Here is a 25683-nt window from a genome sequence, read left to right as displayed (position 1 = left end):
ATGTCTCATAGGCCGGACATATCGACGCTATGTTGCTTAAAGACCTTACAAAACAAGAGATAATCTCCGCCGAGGGCGATGGGCCAGACGGGGTTGATACTCTTAATATTTCGGGGCTTACTGCTGATAGTCGAGCAGTGGAGCCCGGTTTTGTTTTTGCTGCCCTTAAGGGCGCGAAAGTTGATGGTGCGCAGTTTATCGAGCAAGCCGTGGACGCGGGTGCTGCTGCCATTTTGATTGATGCGGACAGACTTTCTGATGATATTCGCAAGCAAGCCAAACAGGTTCCGCTGATCGCTGCACAAGATGCGCGCCGGGAACTTGCTTTGATGGCTGCGGCTTTCTCTGGCAAACAGCCTGAGAAGATGGTTGCTGTGACTGGCACTGCGGGCAAAACTTCTGTTGCTGTTTTCGTGCGTCAGATCTTTGAATATGCCGGGTTGGTTTCTGCCAGTCTTGGAACTATTGGTACTGTCACATCGACAGGGCAGAGCTATGGCGGATTGACCACGCCTGACCCTGTGTCTTTGCATGAAGACCTTAAGCGTCTGGCTGAGGATGGGATTACCCATGCGGCCTTGGAGGCGTCCAGTCACGGGTTGGATCAGCATCGTCTTGATGGTGTGCAAATTGTTGCAGCTGGTTTTACCAACCTTGGCCGAGACCACATGGACTACCACCCAACGGTGGAAGACTACCTTCAGGCAAAATTGCGTTTGTTCTGCGATTTGCTGCCGGATGATGGTGTGGTTGTCGTTGACCCGGAAACGCAATTTGCTGACCGCGTTCTTGCGAATGCAGAGGAGCGCGGCCTTAAGACGTTTACGACGGGTGTCTTCGGCGATGATCTAAAGGTGCTTAGCGTTCAGCCCGAAGGGTTCAGTCAGGTTCTTGAGCTGGAAACGGCTGAGGGCGTGTTTTCTGTTGCGTTGCCGCTGGCTGGTGATTTTCAGGTGAGCAATGCGCTGATTGCTGCAGGTCTGGCAATTTCTGCTGGTGTAGAGCTTCAAACTGTTCTTGAAGCGCTGACTGTTCTGCGTGGTGCGCCGGGCCGGATTGAGCATGTGGGCACACGTGAAAACGGTGCTCTGGTATTCGTTGATTATGCTCATAAGCCGGAAGCGCTGGAGAATGTGCTTGCAGCCTTGCGTCCCTTTGCGGCTGGTCGCCTGATCAGTGTGTTGGGGTGTGGCGGTGATCGTGATGCGGGTAAACGTCCGTTGATGGGCGAGATTTCTGATCGTCTTGCGGATGTTTCCATTGTGACTGACGATAATCCGCGCACGGAAGATCCTGACAAAATTCGTGAGGAGATTGTTGCTGCCTGTCCTGCTGCTCTTGAGATTGGGGATCGTGCTCTTGCCATCCGCCAAGCGGTGAAGATGTTGCAAGAAGGCGATGTGCTTTGTGTGGCCGGTAAGGGGCATGAAACAGGGCAGATTGTTGGAACAGAAGTCCTGCCTTTCTCTGACCATGAAGAAATCCAGAAGGCACTGGCCGAAGCTTCTGCTGAAAATGGCGCTTCTCCTGCTGTTGAGAATGACCTCCCTGAGATCTCACTTGATCTGGATGAGATGGATCTTCTTGCAGATGAAGGTGATGAGCTTGCTGCTGCAGACGCGCTGGATGATGATGATCTATTGGCTGCGGTTCAGGCTGGTGTTGAGGAGCTGGAAGCTGCTCTGCCGGAAAACCCCGATGATGCGCAGGACCAAGAGGAAGAAGACTGGCTGGCGCTGGAAGAAGACGTTCTGGGTGCTGATGATCTGGCAGATGCAGAATTAGCTGATGTTGAAAGCCATGATCCTGATTTTGGCAAGGATGGCTTTCCGAATGTTGCGGAAGACACACCGGATGCACTTGAAGACGAGCTGCTGGGTGATTTAGCGGCTAACGAAGCCGAAGCCGAAGCCGAAGCCGAGGAGAAGGTTGAGGCAGACGCAGACGCTGAGAGTGCTCCTGCGCCGGAAGAAGAGACAAACACGGATGCGGATGCATTTCTTGCGGATGAAGGTCTCGAAGAGGTTGCTCCCAAGGTCACTGAGGATGTATCGCAGTCCACTCAACCGGATGAGCAGGACGGTAAAGAAGCATTAGGTGGATTACCTGCTTCTGAGGAGCCTGCTGAGAGGGCTGAGACCGCTGCTTTCGAGAGCAAAACCGAAGAAAAACCAAAGCTCAAGTCAGCGATAGACAAGCCTGAGTGGACTATCGTCCCCCATATCAACCTATTGGACCCGGACATTAAGTCGGAATATGAGCGGCAAATGATTGAACTGCCTGAAATAGACCGTGGGCCGCTGTGGCTGCTTAACGATTTTCTGGAGGCAGTAGATGGGGATGTTTACGGTGATCTGAGCGATGACGTAACCGGAATCTCTATCGATAGTCGGGTGATCCAACCCGGAGATGCCTTCTTTGCGATCAAGGGCGAGAACTTTGACGGTCATGCATTTGCCGGAACAGCTGTTGAGGCTGGTGCCGTCGTCGCTGTTGTTGCGCGTGACAAGCTTGCGGAGCTGCCAGAAGGTGGCCGATACGTGGCTGTTGATGATGTGCTTCAAGCGTTAGAGCGTCTTGGTGTGGCTGCTCGCGCTCGCTCTAAAGCACGGATCATCGCGGTCACTGGTTCTGTAGGCAAGACAGGCACGAAAGAAGCTTTGCGTCTTTGCCTGTCCAAGTCCGGTATCACCCATGCGCCTGTCGCGAGCTTCAATAACCATTGGGGCGTGCCGCTGACATTGGCGCGTATGCATGCTGATACTGAGTTTGGCATCTTTGAGATTGGCATGAACCACCGGGGTGAGATCACTCCACTGGTGAAAATGGTTCGTCCGCATGTGGCAATCGTAACCACTGTGGAACCCGTGCATCTGGAAGCCTTTAACTCAGTTGAAGATATTGCGCGTGCAAAGGCCGAGATTTTCAGTGGTATTGAGAAGGGCGGCGTGGCGATCCTGAACCGGGATAACCGCCAGTATGACCTGCTGCGTTATCTGGCAGCTGTGGCCGGGGTACGGAACATTGTCAGCTTTGGCATGCGGCCAGGTGCTCAGTCTATCGCCAAGAAAGTAGCCGCAAACCCAGATTGCTCTTGTCTGAATGCCAATATTCTCGGGCAGGAGATTTCCTACAAGATCGGCGCTCCGGGCGCACACCATGTGATCAACTCTTTGGGCGTGCTGACTGGGGTCATGGAACTGGGGGCCAACCTTGCGTTTGCTGGTCTGGCTCTGGCGGAAATGTCTGCTCCGAAAGGGCGTGGTGCGCAGACCGTTCTTGATGTGAATGGTGGCACGGCGTTGCTTGTTGACGAGAGTTATAATGCCAACCCGGCGAGTATGCGCGCTGCGATCAATCTGGTGGCTGGTCTGCCCGTTGCGAAGAATGGCCGTCGCATCGCCGTATTGGGAGATATGCTCGAATTAGGTGCAGATTCCGACAAGTTGCACGCAGACCTTGCGCGTGAATTGGAGCGCGCAAAGATCGACGTGGTTTATTGTGTGGGTACTCACATGAAGGTGCTCTGGGACCTGTTGCCTGCACAGACCAGAGGCGCCTATTCAGAGACCTCCGACAAACTGGAAAAAGACCTGTTGTCGGAAGTGCGTCCCAACGACATCGTGATGGTAAAGGGCTCCCTTGGAACCCGTATGGGTCCACTTGTGGATGCCTTGAAGAAACGTTTTCCTGAACCGGCTGCAACCGGTAAGTCCTGAGGTTGACTAAATGCTATATTTGCTGGCGGAGCTTTCAGAGGTTTATCCTTCCCTGTCTGCGCTGAATGTTTTTAAATACATTACGTTCCGTACCGGCGGCGCGATTATGACTGCTTTGTTGTTTGTGTTCCTGTTTGGCCCGCGCATCATTGATGCATTGCGTTCGCGTCAGGGTCACGGACAGCCTATTCGTGAAGACGGGCCTGCGAGCCATCTGCTGACAAAAAAGGGTACGCCTACCATGGGCGGCCTGATGATCCTTTCCGGGATGATTGTGGCGACGCTGTTGTGGGCTGACCTTCGCAATCCCTATACCTGGATCGTTCTGGGTGTGACTGTCGGTTTTGGCCTCATTGGTTTTTATGATGACTATCTGAAAGTCACCAAGTCTTCGCACAAAGGCTTTGGCGGTAAAGCGCGTTTGGGTCTTGAGTTCCTGATTGCGGGTCTTGCGGCTTTTGCGGTGACGCTTCTGGATGCTGAGCCATTTTCCACCAGTATCGGTTTTCCGTTCTTTAAAGAGCTGACGTTGAACCTTGGTCTGTTCTTCATCCCATTCGCTGCCTTTGTTGTTGTTGGCGCGGGCAATGCGGTGAACCTGACTGATGGTCTGGACGGTCTTGCGATTGTGCCGGTGATGATTGCTGCTGCCGCGTTTGGTCTGGTCGCATATCTGACTGGTAATGCTGTGTTCTCCAGCTATTTGCAGATCCACCATGTCGCGGGCACAGGGGAGCTTGCTGTTGTGTGTGGTGCGGTGATTGGGGCAGGGCTCGGGTTCTTATGGTTCAACGCTCCACCTGCAGCGATCTTTATGGGTGATACGGGTTCTCTGGCTCTGGGCGGTATGCTGGGCGCGATTGCTGTTGCGACCAAACACGAGATTGTTCTGGCGATCATCGGCGGTCTGTTTGTACTGGAAGCGGTTTCTGTGATTGTGCAGGTGGCGTCGTTCAAGCTGACTGGCAAACGTGTGTTCCGTATGGCGCCAATTCACCACCACTTTGAGCATTTGGGCTGGACTGAGAGCCAGGTGGTTATTCGTTTCTGGATCATTGCTGTTGTGCTGGCCCTTGTTGGTCTTGCCACACTGAAGCTGCGCTAGGAGGTTCGACACATGATCCCTATCCGTCATCTTGCAGGCAAAGAAGTCGCGTTGTTCGGGCTCGGAGGGTCCGGGCTTGTGACTGCGCGTGCGCTTGAGGCTGGCGGGGCTCGGGTTGATGTGTGGGACGATAACGAGACCAGCGTTGCCACGGCTGAAGAATACGGGCTTGCTGCGATCGATCTGCGAGAGGCGGATATGTCCCGCTACGCAGCACTGGTTGTTGCGCCGGGTGTTCCGCTGACACATCCAACACCGCACTGGAGTGTGGAGCGGGCGAGGCAGGCTGGTATTCCGGTGATTGGGGATGTGGAGCTTTTCGTCAATGAGCGGGAAGCGGTTTGTCCTGAGGCGCCGTTTGTTGCCATCACTGGGACCAACGGCAAATCCACCACGACTGCACTGATCTCGCATGTACTCAAAGAATGCGGCATGGATGTTCAGATGGGGGGCAATATTGGCCGTCCGGTTTTGGACCTAGAAGAATTTTCCGAGGATCGCGTCTATGTGGTTGAGGTCTCCTCCTACCAGATCGATCTTGCCCCAAGTCTTGTGCCGGATATTGGGGTGATGATGAACCTGTCGCCGGACCATCTGGACCGGCATGGGAACATGGAGAATTACGCTTCCATCAAAGAGCGGATTGTTAAAGCGGCGCGTTTGGCTGTTGTCGGCGTGGACGATGAGTACAGCGCTGCCATTGCACAGCGCCGGGCGGAAAGCGGTGAGCCGGTTGAGCTGATCTCTTGTCTGGGGCCTGTCGAGTTTGGCGTTTATGCTGAAGACGGTAAGGTCTTCGAGGTTTTTGATGAAGAGCAGGTGGTTGTGGCTGACCTGTCTTTCTCCAACACTTTGCGTGGCTCTCATAACGGGCAGAATGCATCTGCTGCTGTTGCGGTTTGTGCAGCGCTTGGGCTGGAGCTTGAGGAGATTGCGGGGGCGCTTGCGACCTTCCCGGGTCTTGCGCATCGTTTGATGCTGGTTGCTGAAGCAGGCAAGGTTTTGTTTGTGAATGACAGCAAGGCAACCAATGCGGAAGCTGCTGCCCATGGATTGGCGGCGTTTGACCGGATTTACTGGATTGCTGGTGGCCGTCCTAAGGCGGGCGGGATTTCTTCGCTTAAAGCCTACTTCCCGAAAGTCGTGAAGGCTTACCTGATTGGGGAAGCGGCGGAAGAGTTTGAGCAAGAGCTTGCCGGGGCTGTTGAGGCGCACAAGTTTGGCTCTTTGGAGCTGGCTGTTGAGGCAGCGGCGCAAGATGCTGCGCGGGATCAGAGCAGTGAGGCGGTGGTTTTGCTGTCTCCGGCCTGTGCCTCGTTTGACCAGTTCAAGAGCTTTGAAGTTCGCGGGGATGCATTTGTGAGCGCGGCAGTTGCTGCTGCCAAAATGCTGAAGGGTGAGGGAGCACGCTGATGGTATCACGTACGGATCGCAGTGCATTTGCAGAATGGCTCTGGACGATTGATCGTTACATGCTGATCGGCATCTTCACGCTGATGGTGTCTGGTTTGGTATTGTCTCTTGCCGCGAGCCCTCCTGTTGCTGAACGCCTTGGGCTTGAGAGCTTCTACTTCGTGAAGAAGCAGGCGCTTTTCCTTATTCCAAGCGCTGCCGTGATGCTGGGCGTTTCTGCGCTGTCCCCGCGCTATATCCGCCGGGTGGCACTGGTGGTGTTCTGCGTGATGCTGGTGCTGTTGTTGGGCACGCTGTTTTTCGGGTCTGACATTAAAGGCGCGCGGCGCTGGGTGAGCTTGTTTGGTATTTCCATTCAGCCGTCAGAGTTTATCAAGCCAGTGCTGGTGGTAATCATTGCGTTTCTGTTGTCTGAGGGGCGTAAAGCGCAGGACATTCCGGGGCAGCTGATCTCCATTCTTCTGTTTGGCATTGTGGCCGCCATGCTCGTGGCGCAGCCTGACTTTGGGCAGACCATGCTGCTGACCATTGTGCTGTTTGCGCTGTTCTTCCTGAACGGGTTGTCCTGGCTGGCGATTGTGCCGCTTGGGATCATGGGCATTCTTGGCGTTGCTGCGGGCTTTACGTATCTGCCGCACGTTCGCGGGCGTATCATGCGTTTTCTGGATCCGTCTTCCGGTGACACCTACCAGATCGATAAAGCGATCGACTCCTTCATTGCCGGGGGGTGGTTAGGTCGTGGTGTGGGTGAAGGTACGGTGAAACGAATTTTGCCCGATAGTCATACGGACTTCATTTTTGCAGTGGCTGCGGAAGAATACGGCATCATCGTTTGTGTGGTGCTGGTGACCGTTTTTGCATTCGTTGTGCTGCGTGGTCTTTACATGGCAACACAGGATCAGGATCCGTTTGGCCGTCTGGCGTCGTCCGGTCTTATCGTCATGTTTGGCCTGCAAAGCACCATCAACATGGCGGTGAACCTCAATCTAATGCCTGCGAAGGGAATGACCCTTCCATTGATCTCATCAGGTGTGTCGTCGTTGATGGCGATTTCCCTGACGATGGGTTTTGTGCTGGCGCTGACGCGGAAACGTCCGCAACCGCGCAAGAACCCGATTATTACCGTTACCCGTGCTGCCCCTGTGCAGCCTGCCTAAAAGAGTTTTGCCTGTGTCGGAGAGTGAAATGAAGCCAAAGATTATGCTCACTGCTGGAGGAACGGGTGGTCACCTGTTTCCTGCACAAGCGCTGGCCTGTGAGCTGAAGCGCCGTGGGTATGGTGTTGAGCTCATCACGGACAGTCGCGCTGACAAGTATGGCAGCGCTTTTCCGGCAGATAACGTGCATCTGGTCAAGAGTGATACCATTCGCGGCAGGAACCCGATCTCCCTTGCCAAGACAGCGATCAAGCTTGGTTTGGGTACATTGCAGGCCATGAAAGCAATCCGCGCAGCTAAACCTGCTGCGATTGTTGGTTTTGGCGGGTATCCGACCTTTCCGCCAATGTTTGCTGGCCGTCTCTTAAGCGTTCCATCCATTTTGCATGAAGCCAATGCTGTGATGGGCCGGGCGAACCGGATGCTGGCCAAGGGTGCAAGTGCGGTTGCGACTAGTTTTCCGCTGAAAACACTGCCTGCTGATCTGGCTGCTAAAGCAATGATGACCGGCAATCCACTGCGTGACAATGTGATTGCGGTGTGTGGTCAGACTTATAACGCACCTGAAAAAGGTGGCGCTTTTCATCTGCTGGTGTTTGGTGGCTCGCAGGGAGCGCGTGTATTCTCTCAGATTTTGCCGGCTGCGTTGAAGCTGATGGCGCCGGAAGATCGCGAGCAGCTGGTCGTTGTGCAGCAGGCCCGCCCTGAAGATCTGGAAGGGCTTGAATGCTCCTATCGCGAGATGGGTGTTGCCGCGCAGGTGGCGTCTTTCTTTACGGATTTGCCTGAGCGCATTGCGGCGGCTCATCTGGTTATCAGCCGTTCCGGTGCTGGTACTGTATGCGAGCTGGCAGCGATTGGGCGTCCTTCAATTTTAGTACCTTTACCGGGTGCTCTTGATAACGATCAGGGCATGAATGCGAATGTGCTTGCTGAGGCAGGTGGCGCATGGCCGATCCCACAAAAAGAACTTGATCCGCAACGACTGGCCCGTGAGCTGAAAGAACTCATGGATAATCCGGGCCGTCTTGCACAGGCAGCACACGCAGCACAGGCGCAGGGCGCGCCGGAAGCTGTACAGCGCCTTGCGGATCTGACCGAAACACTTGTTGGTGCTGCACCGGCAACTGAACAGAAAGAGATTGCCTCATGAAAATGCCAGTAGACATTGGGGGAGTACACTTCGTCGGTATCGGCGGCATTGGCATGAGCGGTATTGCCGAAGTTCTGCATAATCTTGGCTACCGTGTTCAGGGCTCTGACATGTCCGAGAATGCAAATGTGCAGCGTTTGCGTGATAAGGGCATCAAGGTCATGGTGGGTCATGCTGCCGAGAACCTTGAGGGCGCTGATGTTTGTGTCATCTCTTCCGCAATCAAAGGCAGCAATGTTGAGCTGAAGGCTGCACGCGAAAACAACATGCCTGTTGTGCGCCGCGCTGAAATGCTGGCGGAGCTGATGCGCTTCAAGCAAGCGATTGCCATTGGCGGTACGCACGGCAAGACGACGACGACCTCTATGGTTGCGGCGCTGCTGGATGCTGGCCATATGGACCCGACTGTTATCAATGGCGGTATCATCAACGCTTACGGCACCAATGCCCGTATGGGTGAGGGTGACTGGATGGTGGTTGAGGCGGACGAGTCCGACGGGACATTCGTCAAGCTTCCTGCTGATATTGCTGTGGTGACCAACATTGATCCTGAGCATCTTGATCACTACGGCGATTTTGATGGTGTCCGTGCTGCGTTTGCCCAGTTCGTTGAGAATGTTCCGTTCTACGGATTTGCGGTTATGTGTCTGGATCACCCAGAGGTGCAGAGCCTTGTGGGTCAGATTGAAGACCGCCGCATCATCACTTACGGCACCAACCCGCAGTCAGATGTTCGCTTTACTGATGTCTCCACCAAGGGTGGCAAGTCCATCTTCACCGTGATCATTCATGATCGTCGCGGGGACAAGGTAACTGAGCTGAAAGATCTGGTGCTGCCAATGCCGGGTCTGCACAACGTGTCCAATGCGACGGCTGCAATTGCTCTGGCGCATTCTCTCGGTATTTCTGATGCGAACATCCGCAAGGGGCTTGCAAGCTTTGGCGGAGTGAAGCGTCGCTTTACGCACACTGGCTCCTGGAACGACGTAGAGTTCTTTGATGACTACGCGCACCATCCGGTTGAGATTAAGTCCGTCTTGCATGCGGCACGTGAGGCAGCTGAAGGCAAGGTGGTTGCTGTGATGCAGCCCCACCGCTTTACGCGCTTGCAGAGCCTGTTTGAAGATTTCTGTGCCTGCTTCAATGATGCAGACAAGGTTGTGATTACACCTGTGTTTGCGGCTGGTGAGCAGCCGATTGAAGGGGCTGATCAGGCTGACCTGATTTCTGGTTTGCGTGCTGGTGGTCACCGTTCGGTTCACAGCATTGCCGGTCCTGATGAGCTGGCTGGTAAGATTGCAGAGCTGGCGGAGCCGGGTGATCTGGTGATTTGCCTTGGTGCAGGGAACATTACCCAGTGGGCTTACAAGTTGCCTGTAGAGCTGGAAGCGCTCTCTCCCAAAGGAGAGACTGTATGAGCCAAACTGTAAGCTACCCTGATCTCCTGCCGCTTCTTGGTGATGCTGTCGAAGACATTCGTGGTCGTCTTATTCCGAACCAGCTGCTTTCTGCTGTGACATGGTTCCGTGTGGGCGGCCCCGCGCAGTTGATGTTCCAGCCTGCTGATGAGGCAGATCTGGCTGTGTTCATGAAAGCACTGCCAGAGGATGTGCCGGTGACTGTGGTTGGGCTTGGTTCCAACTTGCTGGTGCGTGATGGTGGCATTGAAGGCGTTGTTATTCGTCTGCCAATCCGCGGGTTTGGTCAGGTTGAATACCTTGGCGGCCATAAGCTGCGGGCAGGGGCGTGCGTTCCTGACAAGAAGCTGGCGGAAGAAACGGCCAAGACGGGCACGGGTGGATTTGCATTCTACACCGGTATTCCGGGTGCTGTTGGTGGCGCCTTGCGCATGAATGCAGGAGCTCACGGGACAGAGACAAAGGACCTTGTTGTTAACGTTAACGCGGTGACACGATCCGGCGAAATCCTCACTCTTTCCAATGAGGAAATGGGCTATGCGTATCGCCATTCTTCTGCCTCCAAGGACCTGATTTTTACCAGTGCGGTGTTTGAAGGTTTTGCGCAGAGTGAAGATGAGATCCGAGCGGAAATGGCTGAAGTTGTTGCTCATCGTGAGAAAGCACAGCCCATTCGCGAGAAAACCGGTGGTTCCACCTTCAAAAATCCTGACGGCAACAGTGCCTGGAAGGTGGTTGATGCGGCTGGATGTCGTGGATTGCAGATCGGCGGCGCAAAAATGTCGGAATTACACTGCAACTTTATGTTGAACGTTGCAGACGCTACCGCTCACGATTTGGAAATGCTTGGCGAGACTGTTCGCCGGGATGCTCTGGCAAAGACAGGGACGCGTCTGGAATGGGAAATCAAGCGTCTTGGGACGTTTGTGGACGGAGCGGCGATTAAGCCGTTTTTGGGTAAAGCGGGCTAATTCCGTTCACGTGTTGTTTTAGGCGTTTAAATCAGGATTGGGTTTTGTGATGACCAAGCATGTTGCAGTTTTGATGGGTGGATGGGTTGCTGAGCGGCCTGTTTCTCTGTCTTCAGGCAAAGACTGTGCGGACGCTCTGGAAGCGGCTGGTTATCAGATCACGCGTGTGGATGTTGACCGCAACATTTCTGCTGTGCTTCAGGAACTGAAACCAGACGTGGCATTCAATGCGCTGCATGGGCCGTTTGGCGAAGACGGGGCTATTCAGGGTATTCTGGAAGTGCTCGATATTCCCTACACCCATTCCGGGGTGATGTCGTCTGCGCTTGCCATGCATAAGGAAAAGGCGAAGGCCGTGATGAAGGCTGCCGGTGTTCCGGTTGCCAATGCCATTGTGGCCAGCCGCGCTGATGCTGCGCGCCGTCATGTGATGGAACCGCCTTATGTGATCAAACCAATCAACGAAGGATCGTCCTTCGGTGTGCTGATTGTGAAGGAGGGGCAAGAGCATCCTCCGCAGGAATTGACACGCGAAGATTGGCAGTATGGTGATTTGCTCATGGTCGAGCGTTACATACCAGGCCGCGAATTGACGTGCGCGGTGATGGGTGATGTGGCGTTAGGGGTACTAGAAATTGTACCGCTGGGTCACACTTATTACGATTATGACGCAAAATACGTCCCAGGCGGTTCACAACACATACTTCCTGCGGAAATTTTACCATCTGTTTACCAAGAAATACAAAAATCAAGTCTCAAGGCACATCAGGCTCTGGGGTGTCGCGGCGTTACACGCGCCGACTTCCGTTTTAACGAAGGACCCGGTGGCCTAGGCGAACTGATTTGTCTTGAGGTGAACACTCAACCCGGCATGACGCCAACATCACTGCTCCCGGAAATCGCGGCACATGCCGGACATGATTTTCAAGAATTGGTGAGTTGGATCGTGGAGGACGCAAGTTGCGGAAGATAAAGGCAAAATTTGATGCATTGCGGGAACGCACAGGCGTCTGGAGCTATCGCTTCAGAAGTCGTGGCGTATCGCGTTTGCACCAGAGACCCGCTTGGGGGGTCACTGGATTTTTTGCACTTATCCCATCCTGGGCACCAACTGCGGGCGCTTTTGGCTTCCTTGCATTGTCCGCTGCTTATGGCATTACGCTGGGTGGACACGCCCGTAATGTGAGCGAATCAGTTACATCCTCCGTCGGTTTCGCGGTGAACGAGATCAAAATGGAAGGTTTGCAGCGTGTTACCGAGTTTCAGGTGCTGGAAGCGCTTGAACTTCACGAACGCCCTTCTTTGATGTTGTTTGATGCGGCTGACGCGAAAGAGCGTCTGGAAGGTATTGCCTGGATCCGGAATGCGGCCATCCAGAAGTTCTACCCCGGTACGCTGCGTGTGATGATCAAAGAGCAAGAGCCTTATGCGCTCTGGCAGCGTGGGGACATTACGTCTGTCATCACCAAAAAAGGCGAGGTCATCACCGATGAGGTGGATGGCCGTTATGCGAATTTGCTTCGCGTGGTTAATCACGGTGCGCAGCTGCGTGCTGGTGAGATTATGAGCGAGCTGGACAATTTCCCAGGTATCCGTGCCCGGGTGCGCGCTGCAAAGCTGCGCTCCGAACGACGCTGGGATCTTGCCCTGGAAAACGGAATTACAGTGCGCCTGCCAGAATTTGATGTTGGCGATGCGCTGGCGGAACTTAAGAAGCTGGATGATCAAGGTGGTTTGCTCTCCCGCGATATCGTCGCGGTGGACCTGCGTTTGCAGGATCGCGTTGTGGTGCGTCTTTCGGATGACGCCGCCATTCGCCGCAAAACCACCATCGAGCAACGGGGTACGCCCTCCAACTCCGGGAGGGACACATGAGCTCGAATAAGAACGTGATTTTTCTGCCGCGGATGCGGCCTTTGCCGAGCCGCAGATCTGTTGTGGTTTCTGTGCTGGACGTCGGCTCCACGAAAGTGTGCTGTATTATCGCGAAATTGGTGCCTGGCGACGAGGAAGACCTGATGCCGGGCCGTTCGCATGGCATTGAAGTGCTGGGATACGGGTATCAGGCGTCTGCAGGCATGAAGTCCGGCGTTGTTGTGGACATGGATCAGGCTGAGCAGGCGATCCGCCGCGCTGTTGATCAGGCCGAGCGTATGGCCGGTGTGATGGTGGAAACGCTGCTGGTGACTGTCAGCTGTGGCCGTCTGCAGAGCGAGATCTTCTCCGCCACTGTGCCGCTTGGAACTGAAGGTGTGACTGAGGCCGATATTCAGCGTGTGCTGGCGGCGGGTTCTACCCATACGGCGACCGAGGGACGGGCGGTGATGCATGCGCTACCGATCTCCTACGGGCTGGATGGCAACCGCGGCATTCGTGATCCGCGCGGCATGATGGGCCGCAAGCTGGGCGTGGACATGCAGGTGGTTTCTGCAGAAGTACCGCCAGTGCGTAATCTGGAGCTTTGTATTGAGCGTGGACACCTGCAAGTGGAGTCACTGGTTGCGACGCCTTACGCAGCAGGCCTTTCCACGCTGGTAGAAGACGAGATTGAGCTGGGTGTTGCCTGTATTGATATGGGCGGTGGCACAACCACGCTTTCGATTTTTGTTGATGGTCAGATGGTGCATCTGGATGCGCTGGCTGTTGGCGGTAATCACGTCACCATGGACGTGGCGCGCGCGCTCTCCACTCGGATGGAAGCTGCTGAGCGTTTGAAAGTTTTACATGGGTCTGCGCTGCCAAGTGTGGTGGATGACCGTGATTTTATTCAGGTGCCGCCCGTGGATACGGATGGCGATCTGCCAACGCAGATCCCCCGGGCGATGCTGACGCGGGTTATTCGCCCGCGCGTTGAAGAGATATTGGAGATGGTGCGAGACCGGATTGTCGCTTCTGGTTTTGCAGGCCGAGTGGGTAAACGTGTTGTGCTGACAGGCGGGGGCAGTCAGTTGACTGGCCTTTCTGAAACGGCACGACGCATTCTTGGGCGCAGTGTGCGTCTGGGGCGTCCGCTGGGTATCTCCGGTTTGCCAGAGGAAGCCAAGGGTCCGGCGTTCTCGGCAGCTGTGGGCCTGCTGATTTATCCGCAGGTAGCACAGATTGAGCAATTCGAACCCCGGCACCAACGCCGTGGCCTTAAGGGTCGCGGGAGCTATCTGGCTCGGGTTGGTCAGTGGATTAGAGAAAGTTTCTAGTGGGGATCGCATAACCCCCACTATCACGAGTTTCGCCAGATGCGGCGGACGCACGAGAGGAAGAACGACATGCCCGACTTCGGGCATGTTATTAGGGTCGCGAGGTTAATATGACAATCAACCTGAAAATGCCTGATATTCAGGAATTGAAGCCCAGGATCACCGTATTCGGTGTTGGTGGCGGTGGCGGAAACGCCGTAAATAACATGGTAACGAGCGGTCTTCAGGGCTGTGACTTTGTTGTTGCTAATACAGATGCACAAGCATTGGCTCTTTGCCAGGCTGAGCGTGTTATCCAGATGGGCGTTGCTGTTACGGAAGGCTTGGGCGCTGGTTCCCAGCCTGAAGTTGGTGCAGCTGCTGCAGAAGAAGTTATTGACGAGATCAACGATCACCTGTCCGGCTCGCATATGGTGTTTATCACCGCGGGTATGGGTGGTGGCACCGGTACCGGTGCTGCGCCAGTTGTTGCTCGAGCTGCGCGTGAACAAGGTATACTGACCGTCGGTGTGGTTACCAAACCCTTCCAGTTTGAAGGGTCCAGACGTATGCGTGTTGCCGAAGCCGGCATCGAAGAGTTACAGCGTAATGTTGATACTCTCATTGTTATTCCAAACCAGAACCTGTTCCGCATTGCGAATGCACAGACCACCTTTGCTGACGCCTTCTCCATGGCTGACCAGGTGCTGTATTCCGGCGTTGCGAACGTCACTGACCTGATGGTCAAAGAAGGTCTCATCAACCTCGATTTTGCTGATGTACGCTCCATAATGCGTGGCATGGGTAAAGCGATGATGGGTACCGGTGAAGCATCCGGCGAACAGCGTGCCATCCAGGCTGCTGAAGCTGCGATTGCGAACCCGCTGCTTGACGAGACTTCCATGAAGGGCGCGCGCGGTCTGCTTATCTCCATCACTGGTGGTAACGACCTGACGCTGTTTGAAGTTGATGAAGCTGCAACTCGTATCCGCGAGGAAGTAGATCCAGAAGCGAACATCATTCTTGGTGCGACCTTCGATGAATCTCTGGACGGTATTATCCGCGTTTCTGTTGTTGCCACCGGCATCGACAAAGAGCTGCGTGAAGATATCTCTCCTGCAGAGGTTCGTATGGCTGAACTCACAGAGCGTCTGCAGAGCGCTACTACGCCTACGCCCAGTCCAGCGGTAGCTGCGCCGGTAGAAGTAGCTCCTGCACCCACCCCAGTTCGTGCGATGCGCGCGATGGGCTCCGCAGCAGCCGAAACACTTATGCACTCTGAGCCGGTTGCTGTTGCAACTGACCCGGAAGTGGAAATTTCTCCTTATCAGTCTCGTCGTTATGAGCCTGTGCAGGAATATGATGCACTTGAGGAACCAACGCAGGCTTTTGATGAGCCTACCAATATTCCTGAGCCATTTATTCCACCTGTTGCACAAAAGGTAGAGCCTCAGACACGTATGCCACGTGTTGAAGACTTTCCGCCAATTGCACAGCGTGAAATTCGTGCGCGCACGGATGCTCCTGCTGCAGCGCCTGCACCACAGCCGGCATCTGCAACTCCTCAGCCAGCTCCAGCCACTATGGCCCAGCAGGTTGAAGAGCATGATGAGCATCACATGGAAGAAGAGCGTCGCCCAATGGGTCTTCTGCGCCGTCTGACTGGTGGTCTTGGCCGCCGTGAAGATGAGCACATGGAGCACCATGAGCCAGTACAGGCAGATGCGTTTGCTGAGGCTCCACGCCAGCCAGCAGCGCCTCGTCCAACCGAGCCTCAGAATCACGGTGCAGCCGGGACTCTGGACGCTGGTGGACGCCCTGCGCCTGCACGCTCACAAATGATCGAAGATGATCAGTTGGAAATCCCGGCGTTCCTGCGCCGCCAAGCCACCTGATTATCAACAGAACTCGCGCCTCTCGAGCAGCAATCCGGATTTTTCCGGGTTGCTGCTTTGCGTTTTTAAATGGAATTGTCGGTAAATGTACCTAAAATTTTCAGGACGTTACAAACCGTAATAAAGCTTTATTTTATTTGGTAAGCTCCAAGAGCTATGTTCCAGCCAACCCGCAGAGGGTATTCGAAAGTAGTGGCTCGTGAGGTTCAGTATGTACCTGGAGCGGAATGATAAAGGCTGGAACAATATGGGAATGCGTGTCGAAAAACAGACAACGCTTGCGGACAGTGTAACCTTGAATGGTATTGGGGTTCACTCTGGCGGTCCAGCTTCCATTACACTTCACCCAGCAGACGCGAACTCCGGCATTGTTTTCCATCGTAGCACCAAGGGTGGCTACGTGCAGACGGAAGCAAACTGGAAGGAAGTCACTGCAACATCTTTGTGCACCGTACTTGGTGATCCTCATGACAGCGGCATCTCTACCGTTGAGCACCTGATGGCTGCTCTGCGCGGTATGGGCGTTGACAATGTGACCGCTTACATTGATGGACCTGAGATGCCAATCATGGATGGTAGCTCCGAAGCATTCGTTGAAGCTATCGACCGCGTTGGCCTGAAAACGCTCGGCACAAAGCGTCGCTTTATCCGCATCAAAGAAAAAGTTCGCTACGTTTCTGGTGATCAGTGGTGTGAACTCAACCCGTTTGACGGCACCCGTTTTGACATCACCATCGATTTCGATCACGAAAAAATTGGTTGTCAGCAGCTCAAGTTTGACCTGACACCTGATTACTTCCGTGATGAGATTTCCCGTGCCCGTACCTTTGGTAGCGTGCAGGATGTTGAGAAACTCTGGAAGCTTGGCTTTGCCATGGGCTCTTCCCTAGAGAACTCCGTCGCTCTTGACGGTGATCGCGTTCTGAACCCTGAAGGAACCCGTTGGGCAAACGAATTCGTACGTCACAAAAGCCTTGATGCGATCGGTGATCTTGCTCTTGCTGGTCTGCCTATTTTGGGCGAGTACCGCTCTTACAAAGGCGGTCACCGTATGAATCACTGCATCCTTGTGGAGCTTTTCAAGAACCCGGATGCTTTTGAAATTGTCGAAGCTGATGTTGCTCTGGTAGATCGTCATGCACGCGAAAAAGGTCATGCCGAGTTGATTGGCGGACTGCAGGCTGCAGCATTTGGCCCTAACGTCTCCTGAGGCTAAAATAGTTATTCAACGGTTTTTGCCTCTATTCCGACATAAATTCGAGGCAAATGCTGTGGTACTACGTGACGTTATCCAAACATTGAGATAGAAGCGTGAACTGGGAGGGATTTTACCCGAATCCCAACACGATAGGAGTCGGAAACATTGCTGCGTTCAGATGCTGCCGGGACTGCTTTGGGGGCTAATCGCCTCAAAAGAGCGATTAGATATACCTCTTTGGCGATGGCACTCGTTATTGCGGGCTGTGCAACCAAGGATGATGTTGATGATCTTGCGCTGGATGAAACTCCTGCGGAAGTAATGTTCAATGAGGCTTTGGCTCTTCGTGCATCTGGCGACGTGCAAGCGTCTGCGAAAAAGTTCTACGAGCTTGACCGCATCTATCCTTACTCCGAATTCGCGCGTAAATCGCTGATCAACATTGCTTACCTGAACTTCAAAATGGGTAAGTATCCTGAAGCGATTTCCGCTGCTGAGCGCTTTACCTCGCTTTATCCTGGTAACGATGATTCCGCCTACGCGCTCTTCATTATTGGTGAGTCCTACTTCCGTCAGATCCCAGATGTGGGTCGTGATCAGGCTGTGACCGCCAAAGCATTGGATGCAATGCGTGAAGTTGTTCAGCGTTACCCAGATTCTGAATACACCAAGCAGGCTCGTCAGCGTATCCGCGCGACGGAAGACCAGCTGGCTGGTAAGGAAATGGAAGTTGGCCGCTACTATCTGGCGCGCCGTAACTACCTTGCCTCTATCAACCGCTTCAAGACTGTGGTGAGCAATTATCAGACCACCCGTCACGTTGAAGAAGCGCTCTATCGTCTGACCGAAAGCTATTATGCACTTGGTGTGACGAACGAAGCACAGACAGCTGCAGCGGTGCTGGGACACAACTTCCCGCAGAGCCAGTGGTACAAAGATGCGTTTTCTCTTTTGAAAAAGGGCGGTCTGGAGCCACATGAGAACAAAGGCAGCTGGCTTAGCAGGGCATTTGGGGATATGAAACTCCTTTAAGCCTTTCAAGGAATCGGAGTTTCCTAGACTACCATGCTGGCATCGCTTTCTATTCGGGATATCGTTCTCATTGATAAGCTGGATTTGCATTTCAGCGACGGCATGAGTGTTTTGACGGGTGAAACCGGTGCAGGTAAGTCTATTCTTCTCGACAGTTTAAGCCTCGCCCTTGGTGGGCGGGGAGACGCCGGACTGGTTCGGCATGGTCAGGACCGCGGTCAGGTGAGCGCGGTTTTCGACGTTCCAATGGCGCATCCTCTGCGCACCCTTCTTCAGGAAAATGAACTAGAGCACGACAGCGATATCATCTTGCGCCGCGTGCAGGCGTCTGATGGACGCACCCGTGCGTTTGTGAACGACTCGCCAGTGAGTGCTGGTTTGCTGCGGCAGATCGGAGAGTTGCTGGTTGAGGTTCATGGGCAGCATGATGACCGTGCACTGATTGATCCTGAGAGCCATCGCCAGCTGCTGGACAGCTTTGGCGGGCTGGAAGGTGATGCTGCGAAGGTGGGGCAGAGCGCAAAAGCGGTTCGTAGTGCTGAGAAGGCTCTGAAGGATCATGTTGCTCGCATTGAGGAAGCCCGTCGTGAGGCGGATTATCTGCGCTCCAGTGCTGATGAGCTGAGTGCGCTTGACCCTCGTGATGGGGAAGAGAATGAGCTTGCTCTGCGTCGTCAGGATATGATGCAGGTGGAGAAGATCGCAGGCGATCTGCGCGAGGGCTATGAAGCACTTGACGGACCAGCCTCTCCAATTCCTGAGCTTTCCAGTTTGTTGCGCCGTCTTGAGCGCAAAGTTGATCTGGCGCCCAACTATCTGACAAGTGTGGTTGAAGCCATCGGCGGGTCTTTGGACCAGCTGGAGGAAGCGCGCGGTGGTTTGGAGCAGGCGCTGCGCGATACTGATTTTGACCCGCAAGAGCTGGAGCAGACGGAAGAACGTCTGTTCGCATTGCGGGCTGCGGCTCGCAAGTATTCTGTACAGCCGGATGATCTTGCTAAACTGCGGGCCCAGATGGAAGGTGACCTTTCTGATCTGGATGCAGGTGAAGAGAAATTGCAGGCGCTGGAAAGCGCTGTAGAGGTTGCCAAGCAAACCTATGACAAGCTGGCGGCGGCGCTGTCAAAGAAGCGTCAGAAAGCTGCTAAAGGCCTTGAGGCTGCGGTTCATGCTGAGCTTCCGGCACTAAAGCTGGAACGGGCGCGGTTTATCATCAATATCGAGAGTGATGTTGAACAGCGCGGGCCGTCCGGTATCGACACTGTCGAGTTCTGGGCGCAGACCAATCCGGGTACTCGTCCGGGGCCTATGTTCAAGGTTGCTTCGGGTGGTGAACTCTCCCGCTTCCTGTTGGCGCTGAAGGTGTCGCTGGCAGATAAGGGCTCGTCTCCGACACTGGTGTTTGATGAGATCGACACGGGTGTTGGCGGTGCCGTGGCTGAAGCGATTGGCGTGCGTCTTGCCCGCCTTGCGAACAGTGTTCAGGTGCTGACGGTGACGCATGCGCCGCAAGTGGCCGCGCGTGCCAATGGTCACTTCCTGATCCGCAAGGATGAGGTGGAGAAGGACCGTGTGGCGACCCGCGTGACTGAGATCGCCGAGGGCGACCGACACGAAGAGATCGCCCGTATGCTCGCCGGTTCCACCATCACCGAAGAAGCCCGTGCCGCAGCCAAGCGTCTAATGGGCCAAGAAGAGCTGATTTAAGCTTCCTACTTTGATCGGAGTTCCTGCAACACATAAGGGTAAATTTGATCCTCTCCTATGGTAAGTTATTGACTTACTTATAGCCTAAGTTACCCGGAATCGCGTCTCCGACGATACACCGGTAGATTGTCACAAAGAAATTGCCCATATGTTGGCTCATTCCATCATATCGAAAAAGCTGACCCCTCCCGCAAAATCGCTGATGCCCAAGAATTGCTGGTGAAAGACACTTTGTCTCTGATCACTCGTACTCCGACTCCATATAGATGGTGAAGCGGAGGGCGAGGATGATGGCGAGGGTTTGGGTGGCGGAGATGCCGAGCATGATGGCGATCTGGTACTGGACTGCCTCGATCGGGTTGAAGCCGCCGAGAATCTGACCGGTCATCATTCCCGGAAGAGAGACCAGTCCCAGTGTTGCCATGCTGGCGATAACGGGGGAGGCGGCTGCGCGCAGGGAGGATTTGACGAGTGTTCGCCGGGCTTCCAGTTTGGTCGCTCCCATGGTGGTGAGCAGCTCGATGTGTTCCTTATCTTCCGGCGTTCTCAGGTTGAACCGGCGCAGTGCGATGACCAGTGAACCCAGAGCGTTGCCGAGCAGCATGCCGGCGATTGGAATGGTGACTTGCGCGGAGTACCACGGCACAGGACGGCTGAGGATTACGATGAACATCAGCAGCACTGGCAGCATGGCAATGAGTATAGCTGCCGTGAGCGGGGCTGTTGATTTGAGGCGGGGCATTTGTGCGCGGCCAGCCGAGGTGATTGCAGCAATTGTTGCCATGGCAACCAGCCAGAGCAGGTTAAGGGCCAGATTGTCCAGATCGAAGACGGTTTGCAGATAGAACCCGATAACCAGCAGCTGAATGCTCATGCGGGCAATGGATATTGCCAGATCCCGTGAAAGGTCCCTCAGACCCATGGTCCACAGCAGGGACAGTGGGATGATTGCTATGAGATAAAAGAGAGCCAGATCACTCCATGCGACATTTGAGGTCATTGCACGCGCTCCTGTGAGCCTGGCTGTGCTGGTTCTGGCAGTTCAATTACCTGATCAATCTTGCTTTGAAGGTGGGCGTCGTGGGTGACAGCCAGCAGTGTCCCAGTGGTTTCCATTAGCAGGTCGCCACAGGCGAGGGCGTGGGCTTTGTCGAGGGCGGCTGTAGGTTCGTCTGCAATCCATAACGGGCGCTGGAGGAGAAGTGCACGGGCGAGTGCGAGGCGTTGACGTTCCCCGCCAGAAAGGCTGCTTGTCGCCTGATCGAGTGCTGCGTTGGGTAGACCTGCTACTGTGAGAGCTTCCAGCATTTGAACATCTGATGGCCTGCGTTTGTGGTTGGCTTGCAGCTCAAACGGGGCCAGCAGGGCATCGCGAATATGATCTGCCAAAGGGCTGACGCGTTGAGGCAGCCAGTTGAGCTGTTTGTGAAGCTGCGTTCGTCCGCCTGCTGTGTAAGAGACGCCATTGAAGAGCAGCTCGCCTGCCTCCGGTTTATCCAGCCCTGCGAGAATGCGAAGGAGAACTGTTTTGCCACGACCGGAAGGAGCGCTGAGGCACAGTTTATCGCCTTCATACAGCTTGAACGAATAGGCGTAAAAGAGCTGACGCCCTTGCTTGGTGACTGAGATATTTCGGGCCTCGATAAGAGGCACACGCTTTGCGTCCTGAGGGGCGGCCATTGGAACTCCTGATTGCAGGAGGGAGAGTTCCCTAGTTACTGCTGAAAATCAAGGAGGGAGTGGTGGCCATGGTGTTTTGGGAGTGGACCTTTTTTGGGTGAGCCAAGGCCGTGCTCTAACTAGGCGCAAGGGACAGGTTTTGCGAGCATAACCCTTCTTCAGATTTTCCTATAAAGAATTTGGTGGCATACCTTCTCTTGTGAACACTGTTTCATTTCCCTAAAAGAATCTTAAATTACGTAGCGTATTCAAATAATTAACTTGGTATCTTCTAAACTCTCCGGCAACCAAGACTTTATACTTGCGCATATTCTCATCCGAAAACCGGAACCACTTACGGGGATATGCATAGATGGAGGCCGGTAGATGTTTATCTCGTTCGCCCGCTTACAGATCTATTTTGTCATCGCGCTGCTGCTGATTGTGGTGGTCTATCCGCTGTATCTGTTTGGATCGGTGATGGGCCTTGATGGATTCGATCTGCGCAGGGTGGGCGGCGACTTCTACCAGTTCCTGCTTGCCTCTCGCATGGCTGTGGCGGGGCAAGCTGCGCAGCTTTATGACTTTGGCTGGTTTTATGATGAAGTACAGCGCAATGTGGCTGGTGGCTCCGGCTTTTACGCGTGGGTGCATCCGCCAAGTCTGTTGGTCTTTCTGGTTCCGTTGTCTGGACTTACCTACCTACAAGCTTATAGCCTTTGGATGGGGATGGGAGCTTTGCTCTCGTTTTCTGTCGCCTTTAGCCGTAAAGCGCCCATTCGTGCGTTCACCTTTTTCATTTTTGCTCCTGCAACACTGGTGAACCTGTTTTACGGCCAGTTTGGCATGTTGGCGGGCGGGTTCCTTTATGGCGGGTTGCGTCTGCTGGACCGGCATCCGGCATGGGCGGGTGTGTTGCTTGGGTGTGTTTCCATCAAACCTGAGCTGTTTATGCTGATCCCGATTATACTGATTGCCCATCGCAGCATCATCGCGCTGTGCGCCTGTGTTGCGACTGTGGCGTTCCTTGTTGATGCCTCTGCTGTGTTCTTTGGGTCCGGTCTTTGGTGGATCTATCTGGACACGGTTCCGTCCTTGCTGGCAACTGTCATGGACCAAGGTGAGGGCAGCTTCCTTTATCTGATCCCGTCTGCATTTGGTGCCATGCGGGCGCTCGGGTTTTCTGCAACGGCTGGATATCTGGTGCAATTGCCCTTTACGGTTTTGGCGTTCGTGGTGGTGTTCTGGCTGTTTATGCGTGAGCGTGAACCGATTGCCCGTAATCTTGCTGTGACGCTGTGTGTTTTGCTGGCAACGCCTTTCCTGTTCCTCTGGGACTATGCAGTGCTTTCTCCAGCGCTCTACCTTTATGCGACGCGTACTGGTCTGTTTGATGATGATGCAAATTCTCCGTTTGTGGCGCCGCTCCTTTTGTTTGCGGTTTATCTTTTGCCGATCGTTAATATTGGGCTGGCGGCTCACGGCTTCCCGGTGGGGCCAATCTTCACTGCGCTGGCGTTGGCTGCGGTGCTGATGCGGATGATCGGTATTGATGAGATGCAAACAAGTGTAGGGGATGACCCAGAGGAGGGGGATAACTCCATTTCTGATGAGCCTGGAAAGGATGAAGGGCTTGGGACAACCTGAGCCTGGGCCTCCCGTTACATAGGAACGCAGGTTTCACGTAAAAAACGCAAATCAACGCAAAATCACACAAAGCAACGCAAACTGCGTAAAGTCGTGGGCCAACTTTTCTTGGGCTCAGGGTAATTCCTGTCTAAATCTTGGCTGTTCCGGGTGGTGTGTTATTCCCGGTGGCGATAAGACTAATCCCCAGTTGATGATTAAACAGGTGAGTAGACCGGTGAGCCTTGCTGATACCTCTCAAAAAGAAATTGAAGCCCTGAACGCGGAGGAAGCTGCGCTGGAGCTGGAGCGGCTGGCGGGGCTGATAGCTGAGTATGATGCAGCCTATCACACCAAAGATGCACCGATTGTTGATGACGCAACCTATGATGCGCTGCGCCGCCGGAACGAGGCTTTGGAAGCTGCTCACCCGGACCTGGTGCGCGCTGACAGCCCGAGCAACCGGGTTGGTGGTGCAGTTGCTGACGGGTTTGGCAAGGTTACTCATGCCGTGCCGATGCTTTCTCTGGACAATGCGTTTTCTGATGAGGATGTGCAGGACTTCATTGGCAAGGTGCGTCGTTTCTTAAAGTACGATCCGCTGATGGGTGCCCTCGCGGTGACGGCTGAGCCTAAGATTGATGGCCTTTCCCTTTCTTTGCGCTATGAGAGCGGCAAACTGGTTTATGCCGCGACCCGTGGTGATGGCACCACTGGTGAGAATGTGACAGCTAATGCGCTGACCATTAAGGATATTCCGCAGGTGTTGCCTGCGGGTGTGCCGGATGTGGTTGAAGTGCGCGGCGAAGTTTACATGAGTCATGCGGACTTTGCGGCACTGAATACGCGTATGGAAGCCAATGGCGGCAAGGTGTTTGCAAACCCGCGCAATGCGGCGGCAGGGTCTTTGCGACAGCTGAATTCCGAGATCACCAAGACACGTCCACTTAAGTTCTTCGCCTATGCCTGGGGGGATATGAGTGAGGTTCCTGCTGATACGCAGATGGGCATGGTGGAACTGTTCGGACTGTGGGGCTTTCAGATCAACCCGCTGATGAAGCGCTGTGAGAGCGCTGAGGAACTCCTGAAAGTCTATCATGGGATCGAGGAGGATCGCTCCGGTCTTGGTTATGATATTGACGGCGTGGTTTACAAGGTGGACCGGCTGGATCTGCAGGGCCGTCTTGGCTTTGTATCGCGCTCACCGCGTTGGGCGATTGCTCATAAATTTCCGGCAGAACGTGCGTTTACAACGCTCAATGCCATTGAAATTCAAGTGGGACGAACGGGTGCACTGGCTCCGGTTGCAAAGCTGGAACCTGTTACGGTTGGCGGTGTTGTGGTCTCTAATGCCTCTCTTCACAATGAAGATTACATCAAAGGCATTGGTCAGGATGGTGAACCCATCCGAGATGGCAAGGACATCCGTGTTGGTGATACGGTGATTATCCAGCGTGCCGGTGACGTTATCCCACAAATCGTGGACGTGGACTTGAGTAAACGGGCTGAGGATTCTGTTCCATTCGAGTATCCCGTGAACTGTCCGGCCTGTGGTTCTCATGCTGTTCGCGAAGTCAATCCGAACTCTGGCAAGGTTGATGCTATTCGCCGTTGTACAGGTGGATTGATTTGTCCAGCGCAAGCGATTGAGAAGCTTAAGCATTTCGTTTCCCGTAATGCCTTCGATATTGAAGGACTGGGCGAGAAGCAGGTGGAAGCGTTCTACGAATATGACATGGATAAAGGTGGGATCCGCACTCCAGCGGATATCTTCACGTTAGCGGAACGGGATAAGGGGTCTCTCAATAAACTGCGGTCTCGTGAGGGGTTTGGTGCTGTTTCTGCGCGCAAGCTGTTTGAAGCTATTGATAGCAAACGGCAAATTGAACTGAACCGTTTGATTTTCGGGCTTGGTATTCGCCATGTTGGTGAAGGAAATGCCAAGCTGCTGGCTCGGGCTTACTCCTCCTGGAGTGCTTTTTCTGATGCCATGATTGCAGCAACTGATGCAACTTCAGAAGCTTACCGTGAACTCAATGACATTGACGGAGTTGGCGGCACAGTTGCCAATGCTCTGGTCGAGTTCTTTGCAGAGGAACATAACCGCGACGCGCTTACTGCGCTGATTGACCAGATCACCCCGCTTGATGTGGTTGTTGTTGATAGCTCTGACAGCCTTGTTGCTGGAAAAACACTCGTGTTTACAGGTAGTTTGGAACGCATGAGTCGTGATGAGGCGAAGGCTCGTGCGGAAAGTCTGGGTGCGAAAGTATCTGGTTCTGTTTCCAAGAAAACTGATCTGGTGATCGCGGGTCCGAAGGCTGGGTCTAAGCTCACCAAAGCACAGAGCCTTGGTGTTCAGGTTATCTCAGAGGATGACTGGTTCGTGCTGGTTGGCGATCAATAATTAAAAAGCGAGGGAGCTGTTTGGCTCCTCTCGCTGCATTCGCAGGTTTG

The 25683-nt window shown here is 54.2% G+C and carries 18 protein-coding genes; 16 read left to right on the top strand and 2 right to left on the bottom strand.

Annotation, left to right across the window (positions count from 1 at the left end):
- Positions 1 to 29: 29 nt before the first annotated feature.
- The 14 genes from PsAD37_RS29555 (at position 30) to recN (ending at position 19941) form a co-directional block, all read left to right on the top strand.
- Positions 30 to 3719 carry a UDP-N-acetylmuramoylalanyl-D-glutamyl-2,6-diaminopimelate--D-alanyl-D-alanine ligase gene (locus PsAD37_RS29555; RefSeq protein WP_063298195.1) on the top strand — a complete coding sequence of 1230 codons (3690 nt, stop codon included), beginning with the start codon at positions 30 to 32 and terminating at the stop codon, positions 3717 to 3719.
- A gap of 10 nt (positions 3720 to 3729) precedes the next feature.
- Positions 3730 to 4824: a phospho-N-acetylmuramoyl-pentapeptide-transferase gene (gene mraY, locus PsAD37_RS23790; protein ID WP_063289943.1), complete on the top strand. Its 1095-nt coding sequence runs from the start codon at positions 3730 to 3732 to the stop codon at positions 4822 to 4824.
- A 12-nt stretch (positions 4825 to 4836) separates the two neighbouring features.
- Positions 4837 to 6237, top strand: coding sequence for a UDP-N-acetylmuramoyl-L-alanine--D-glutamate ligase (gene murD, locus PsAD37_RS23785; protein ID WP_063298194.1), 1401 nt, complete (start codon positions 4837 to 4839; stop codon positions 6235 to 6237).
- Positions 6237 to 7394 (top strand): FtsW/RodA/SpoVE family cell cycle protein, encoded by a 1158-nt coding sequence (locus PsAD37_RS23780; RefSeq protein ID WP_057465725.1) that lies wholly within the window; start codon positions 6237 to 6239, stop codon positions 7392 to 7394. Before murD ends, PsAD37_RS23780 begins: the two co-directional genes overlap by 1 nt.
- A gap of 28 nt (positions 7395 to 7422) precedes the next feature.
- Positions 7423 to 8547 carry an undecaprenyldiphospho-muramoylpentapeptide beta-N-acetylglucosaminyltransferase gene (gene murG / locus PsAD37_RS23775; protein ID WP_063298193.1) on the top strand — a complete coding sequence of 375 codons (1125 nt, stop codon included), beginning with the start codon at positions 7423 to 7425 and terminating at the stop codon, positions 8545 to 8547.
- On the top strand, positions 8544 to 9965 hold the full coding sequence (gene murC / locus PsAD37_RS23770) for a UDP-N-acetylmuramate--L-alanine ligase (RefSeq protein WP_063298192.1): 1422 nt from the start codon (positions 8544 to 8546) through the stop codon (positions 9963 to 9965). Before murG ends, murC begins: the two co-directional genes overlap by 4 nt.
- Positions 9962 to 10936, top strand: a complete 975-nt coding sequence (gene murB / locus PsAD37_RS23765; protein WP_063298191.1) for a UDP-N-acetylmuramate dehydrogenase — start codon at positions 9962 to 9964, stop codon at positions 10934 to 10936. The genes murC and murB overlap by 4 nt, the downstream gene beginning before the upstream one ends.
- Positions 10937 to 10982: 46 nt before the next feature.
- Positions 10983 to 11909: a D-alanine--D-alanine ligase gene (locus PsAD37_RS23760; protein ID WP_208980677.1), complete on the top strand. Its 927-nt coding sequence runs from the start codon at positions 10983 to 10985 to the stop codon at positions 11907 to 11909.
- Positions 11897 to 12811: a cell division protein FtsQ/DivIB gene (locus tag PsAD37_RS23755; RefSeq protein ID WP_208980678.1), complete on the top strand. Its 915-nt coding sequence runs from the start codon at positions 11897 to 11899 to the stop codon at positions 12809 to 12811. Before PsAD37_RS23760 ends, PsAD37_RS23755 begins: the two co-directional genes overlap by 13 nt.
- Complete coding sequence (ftsA, locus tag PsAD37_RS23750) at positions 12808 to 14130, top strand: cell division protein FtsA (RefSeq protein WP_063289938.1); 1323 nt, start codon at positions 12808 to 12810, stop codon at positions 14128 to 14130. The genes PsAD37_RS23755 and ftsA overlap by 4 nt, the downstream gene beginning before the upstream one ends.
- A gap of 110 nt (positions 14131 to 14240) precedes the next feature.
- On the top strand, positions 14241 to 16004 hold the full coding sequence (gene ftsZ / locus PsAD37_RS23745) for a cell division protein FtsZ (protein ID WP_057465729.1): 1764 nt from the start codon (positions 14241 to 14243) through the stop codon (positions 16002 to 16004).
- Positions 16005 to 16251: 247 nt separating this feature from the next.
- Positions 16252 to 17214 (top strand): UDP-3-O-acyl-N-acetylglucosamine deacetylase, encoded by a 963-nt coding sequence (gene lpxC / locus PsAD37_RS23740; protein WP_057465827.1) that lies wholly within the window; start codon positions 16252 to 16254, stop codon positions 17212 to 17214.
- A 153-nt stretch (positions 17215 to 17367) separates the two neighbouring features.
- On the top strand, positions 17368 to 18234 hold the full coding sequence (locus tag PsAD37_RS23735; protein ID WP_057465730.1) for an outer membrane protein assembly factor BamD: 867 nt from the start codon (positions 17368 to 17370) through the stop codon (positions 18232 to 18234).
- A 33-nt stretch (positions 18235 to 18267) separates the two neighbouring features.
- A complete protein-coding gene (gene recN / locus PsAD37_RS23730; protein ID WP_063298190.1) occupies positions 18268 to 19941 on the top strand; it encodes a DNA repair protein RecN in 1674 nt (557 codons plus the stop codon).
- 241 nt (positions 19942 to 20182) lie between these two features.
- Here the strand turns inward: recN and PsAD37_RS23725 are convergent, their stop codons facing one another.
- A complete protein-coding gene (locus tag PsAD37_RS23725; protein WP_063298189.1) occupies positions 20183 to 20941 on the bottom strand; it encodes an ABC transporter permease in 759 nt (252 codons plus the stop codon).
- A complete protein-coding gene (locus tag PsAD37_RS23720) occupies positions 20938 to 21621 on the bottom strand; it encodes an ATP-binding cassette domain-containing protein (RefSeq protein WP_063298188.1) in 684 nt (227 codons plus the stop codon). The genes PsAD37_RS23725 and PsAD37_RS23720 overlap by 4 nt, the downstream gene beginning before the upstream one ends.
- Positions 21622 to 21987: 366 nt before the next feature.
- On the opposite strand from PsAD37_RS23720, the gene PsAD37_RS23715 reads away from it, so the two are divergent.
- Positions 21988 to 23247 (top strand): glycosyltransferase family 87 protein, encoded by a 1260-nt coding sequence (locus tag PsAD37_RS23715; RefSeq protein WP_063298187.1) that lies wholly within the window; start codon positions 21988 to 21990, stop codon positions 23245 to 23247.
- A 217-nt stretch (positions 23248 to 23464) separates the two neighbouring features.
- Positions 23465 to 25633, top strand: a complete 2169-nt coding sequence (gene ligA, locus PsAD37_RS23710) for an NAD-dependent DNA ligase LigA (protein ID WP_063298186.1) — start codon at positions 23465 to 23467, stop codon at positions 25631 to 25633.
- Positions 25634 to 25683 lie beyond the last annotated feature (50 nt).

This window comes from Pseudovibrio sp. Ad37, assembly GCF_001623075.1.
Taxonomy (GTDB): Bacteria; Pseudomonadota; Alphaproteobacteria; order Rhizobiales; family Stappiaceae; genus Pseudovibrio.
This window is presented reverse-complemented; position numbering and strand designations above follow the sequence as displayed.

Bases quoted from the DNA above. Each gene is read 5' to 3' on its own strand.
- PsAD37_RS29555 (WP_063298195.1), top strand. From the start codon at position 30: ATGTTGCTTAAAGACCTTACAAAACAAGAGATAATCTCCGCCGAGGGC.
- mraY (WP_063289943.1), top strand. From the start codon at position 3,730: ATGCTATATTTGCTGGCGGAGCTTTCAGAGGTTTATCCTTCCCTGTCT.
- murD (WP_063298194.1), top strand. From the start codon at position 4,837: ATGATCCCTATCCGTCATCTTGCAGGCAAAGAAGTCGCGTTGTTCGGG.
- PsAD37_RS23780 (WP_057465725.1), top strand. From the start codon at position 6,237: ATGGTATCACGTACGGATCGCAGTGCATTTGCAGAATGGCTCTGGACG.
- murG (WP_063298193.1), top strand. From the start codon at position 7,423: ATGAAGCCAAAGATTATGCTCACTGCTGGAGGAACGGGTGGTCACCTG.
- murC (WP_063298192.1), top strand. From the start codon at position 8,544: ATGAAAATGCCAGTAGACATTGGGGGAGTACACTTCGTCGGTATCGGC.
- murB (WP_063298191.1), top strand. From the start codon at position 9,962: ATGAGCCAAACTGTAAGCTACCCTGATCTCCTGCCGCTTCTTGGTGAT.
- ftsA (WP_063289938.1), top strand. From the start codon at position 12,808: ATGAGCTCGAATAAGAACGTGATTTTTCTGCCGCGGATGCGGCCTTTG.
- ftsZ (WP_057465729.1), top strand. From the start codon at position 14,241: ATGACAATCAACCTGAAAATGCCTGATATTCAGGAATTGAAGCCCAGG.
- lpxC (WP_057465827.1), top strand. From the start codon at position 16,252: ATGGGAATGCGTGTCGAAAAACAGACAACGCTTGCGGACAGTGTAACC.
- recN (WP_063298190.1), top strand. From the start codon at position 18,268: ATGCTGGCATCGCTTTCTATTCGGGATATCGTTCTCATTGATAAGCTG.
- PsAD37_RS23725 (WP_063298189.1), bottom strand. From the start codon at position 20,941: ATGACCTCAAATGTCGCATGGAGTGATCTGGCTCTCTTTTATCTCATA.
- PsAD37_RS23720 (WP_063298188.1), bottom strand. From the start codon at position 21,621: ATGGCCGCCCCTCAGGACGCAAAGCGTGTGCCTCTTATCGAGGCCCGA.
- PsAD37_RS23715 (WP_063298187.1), top strand. From the start codon at position 21,988: ATGTTTATCTCGTTCGCCCGCTTACAGATCTATTTTGTCATCGCGCTG.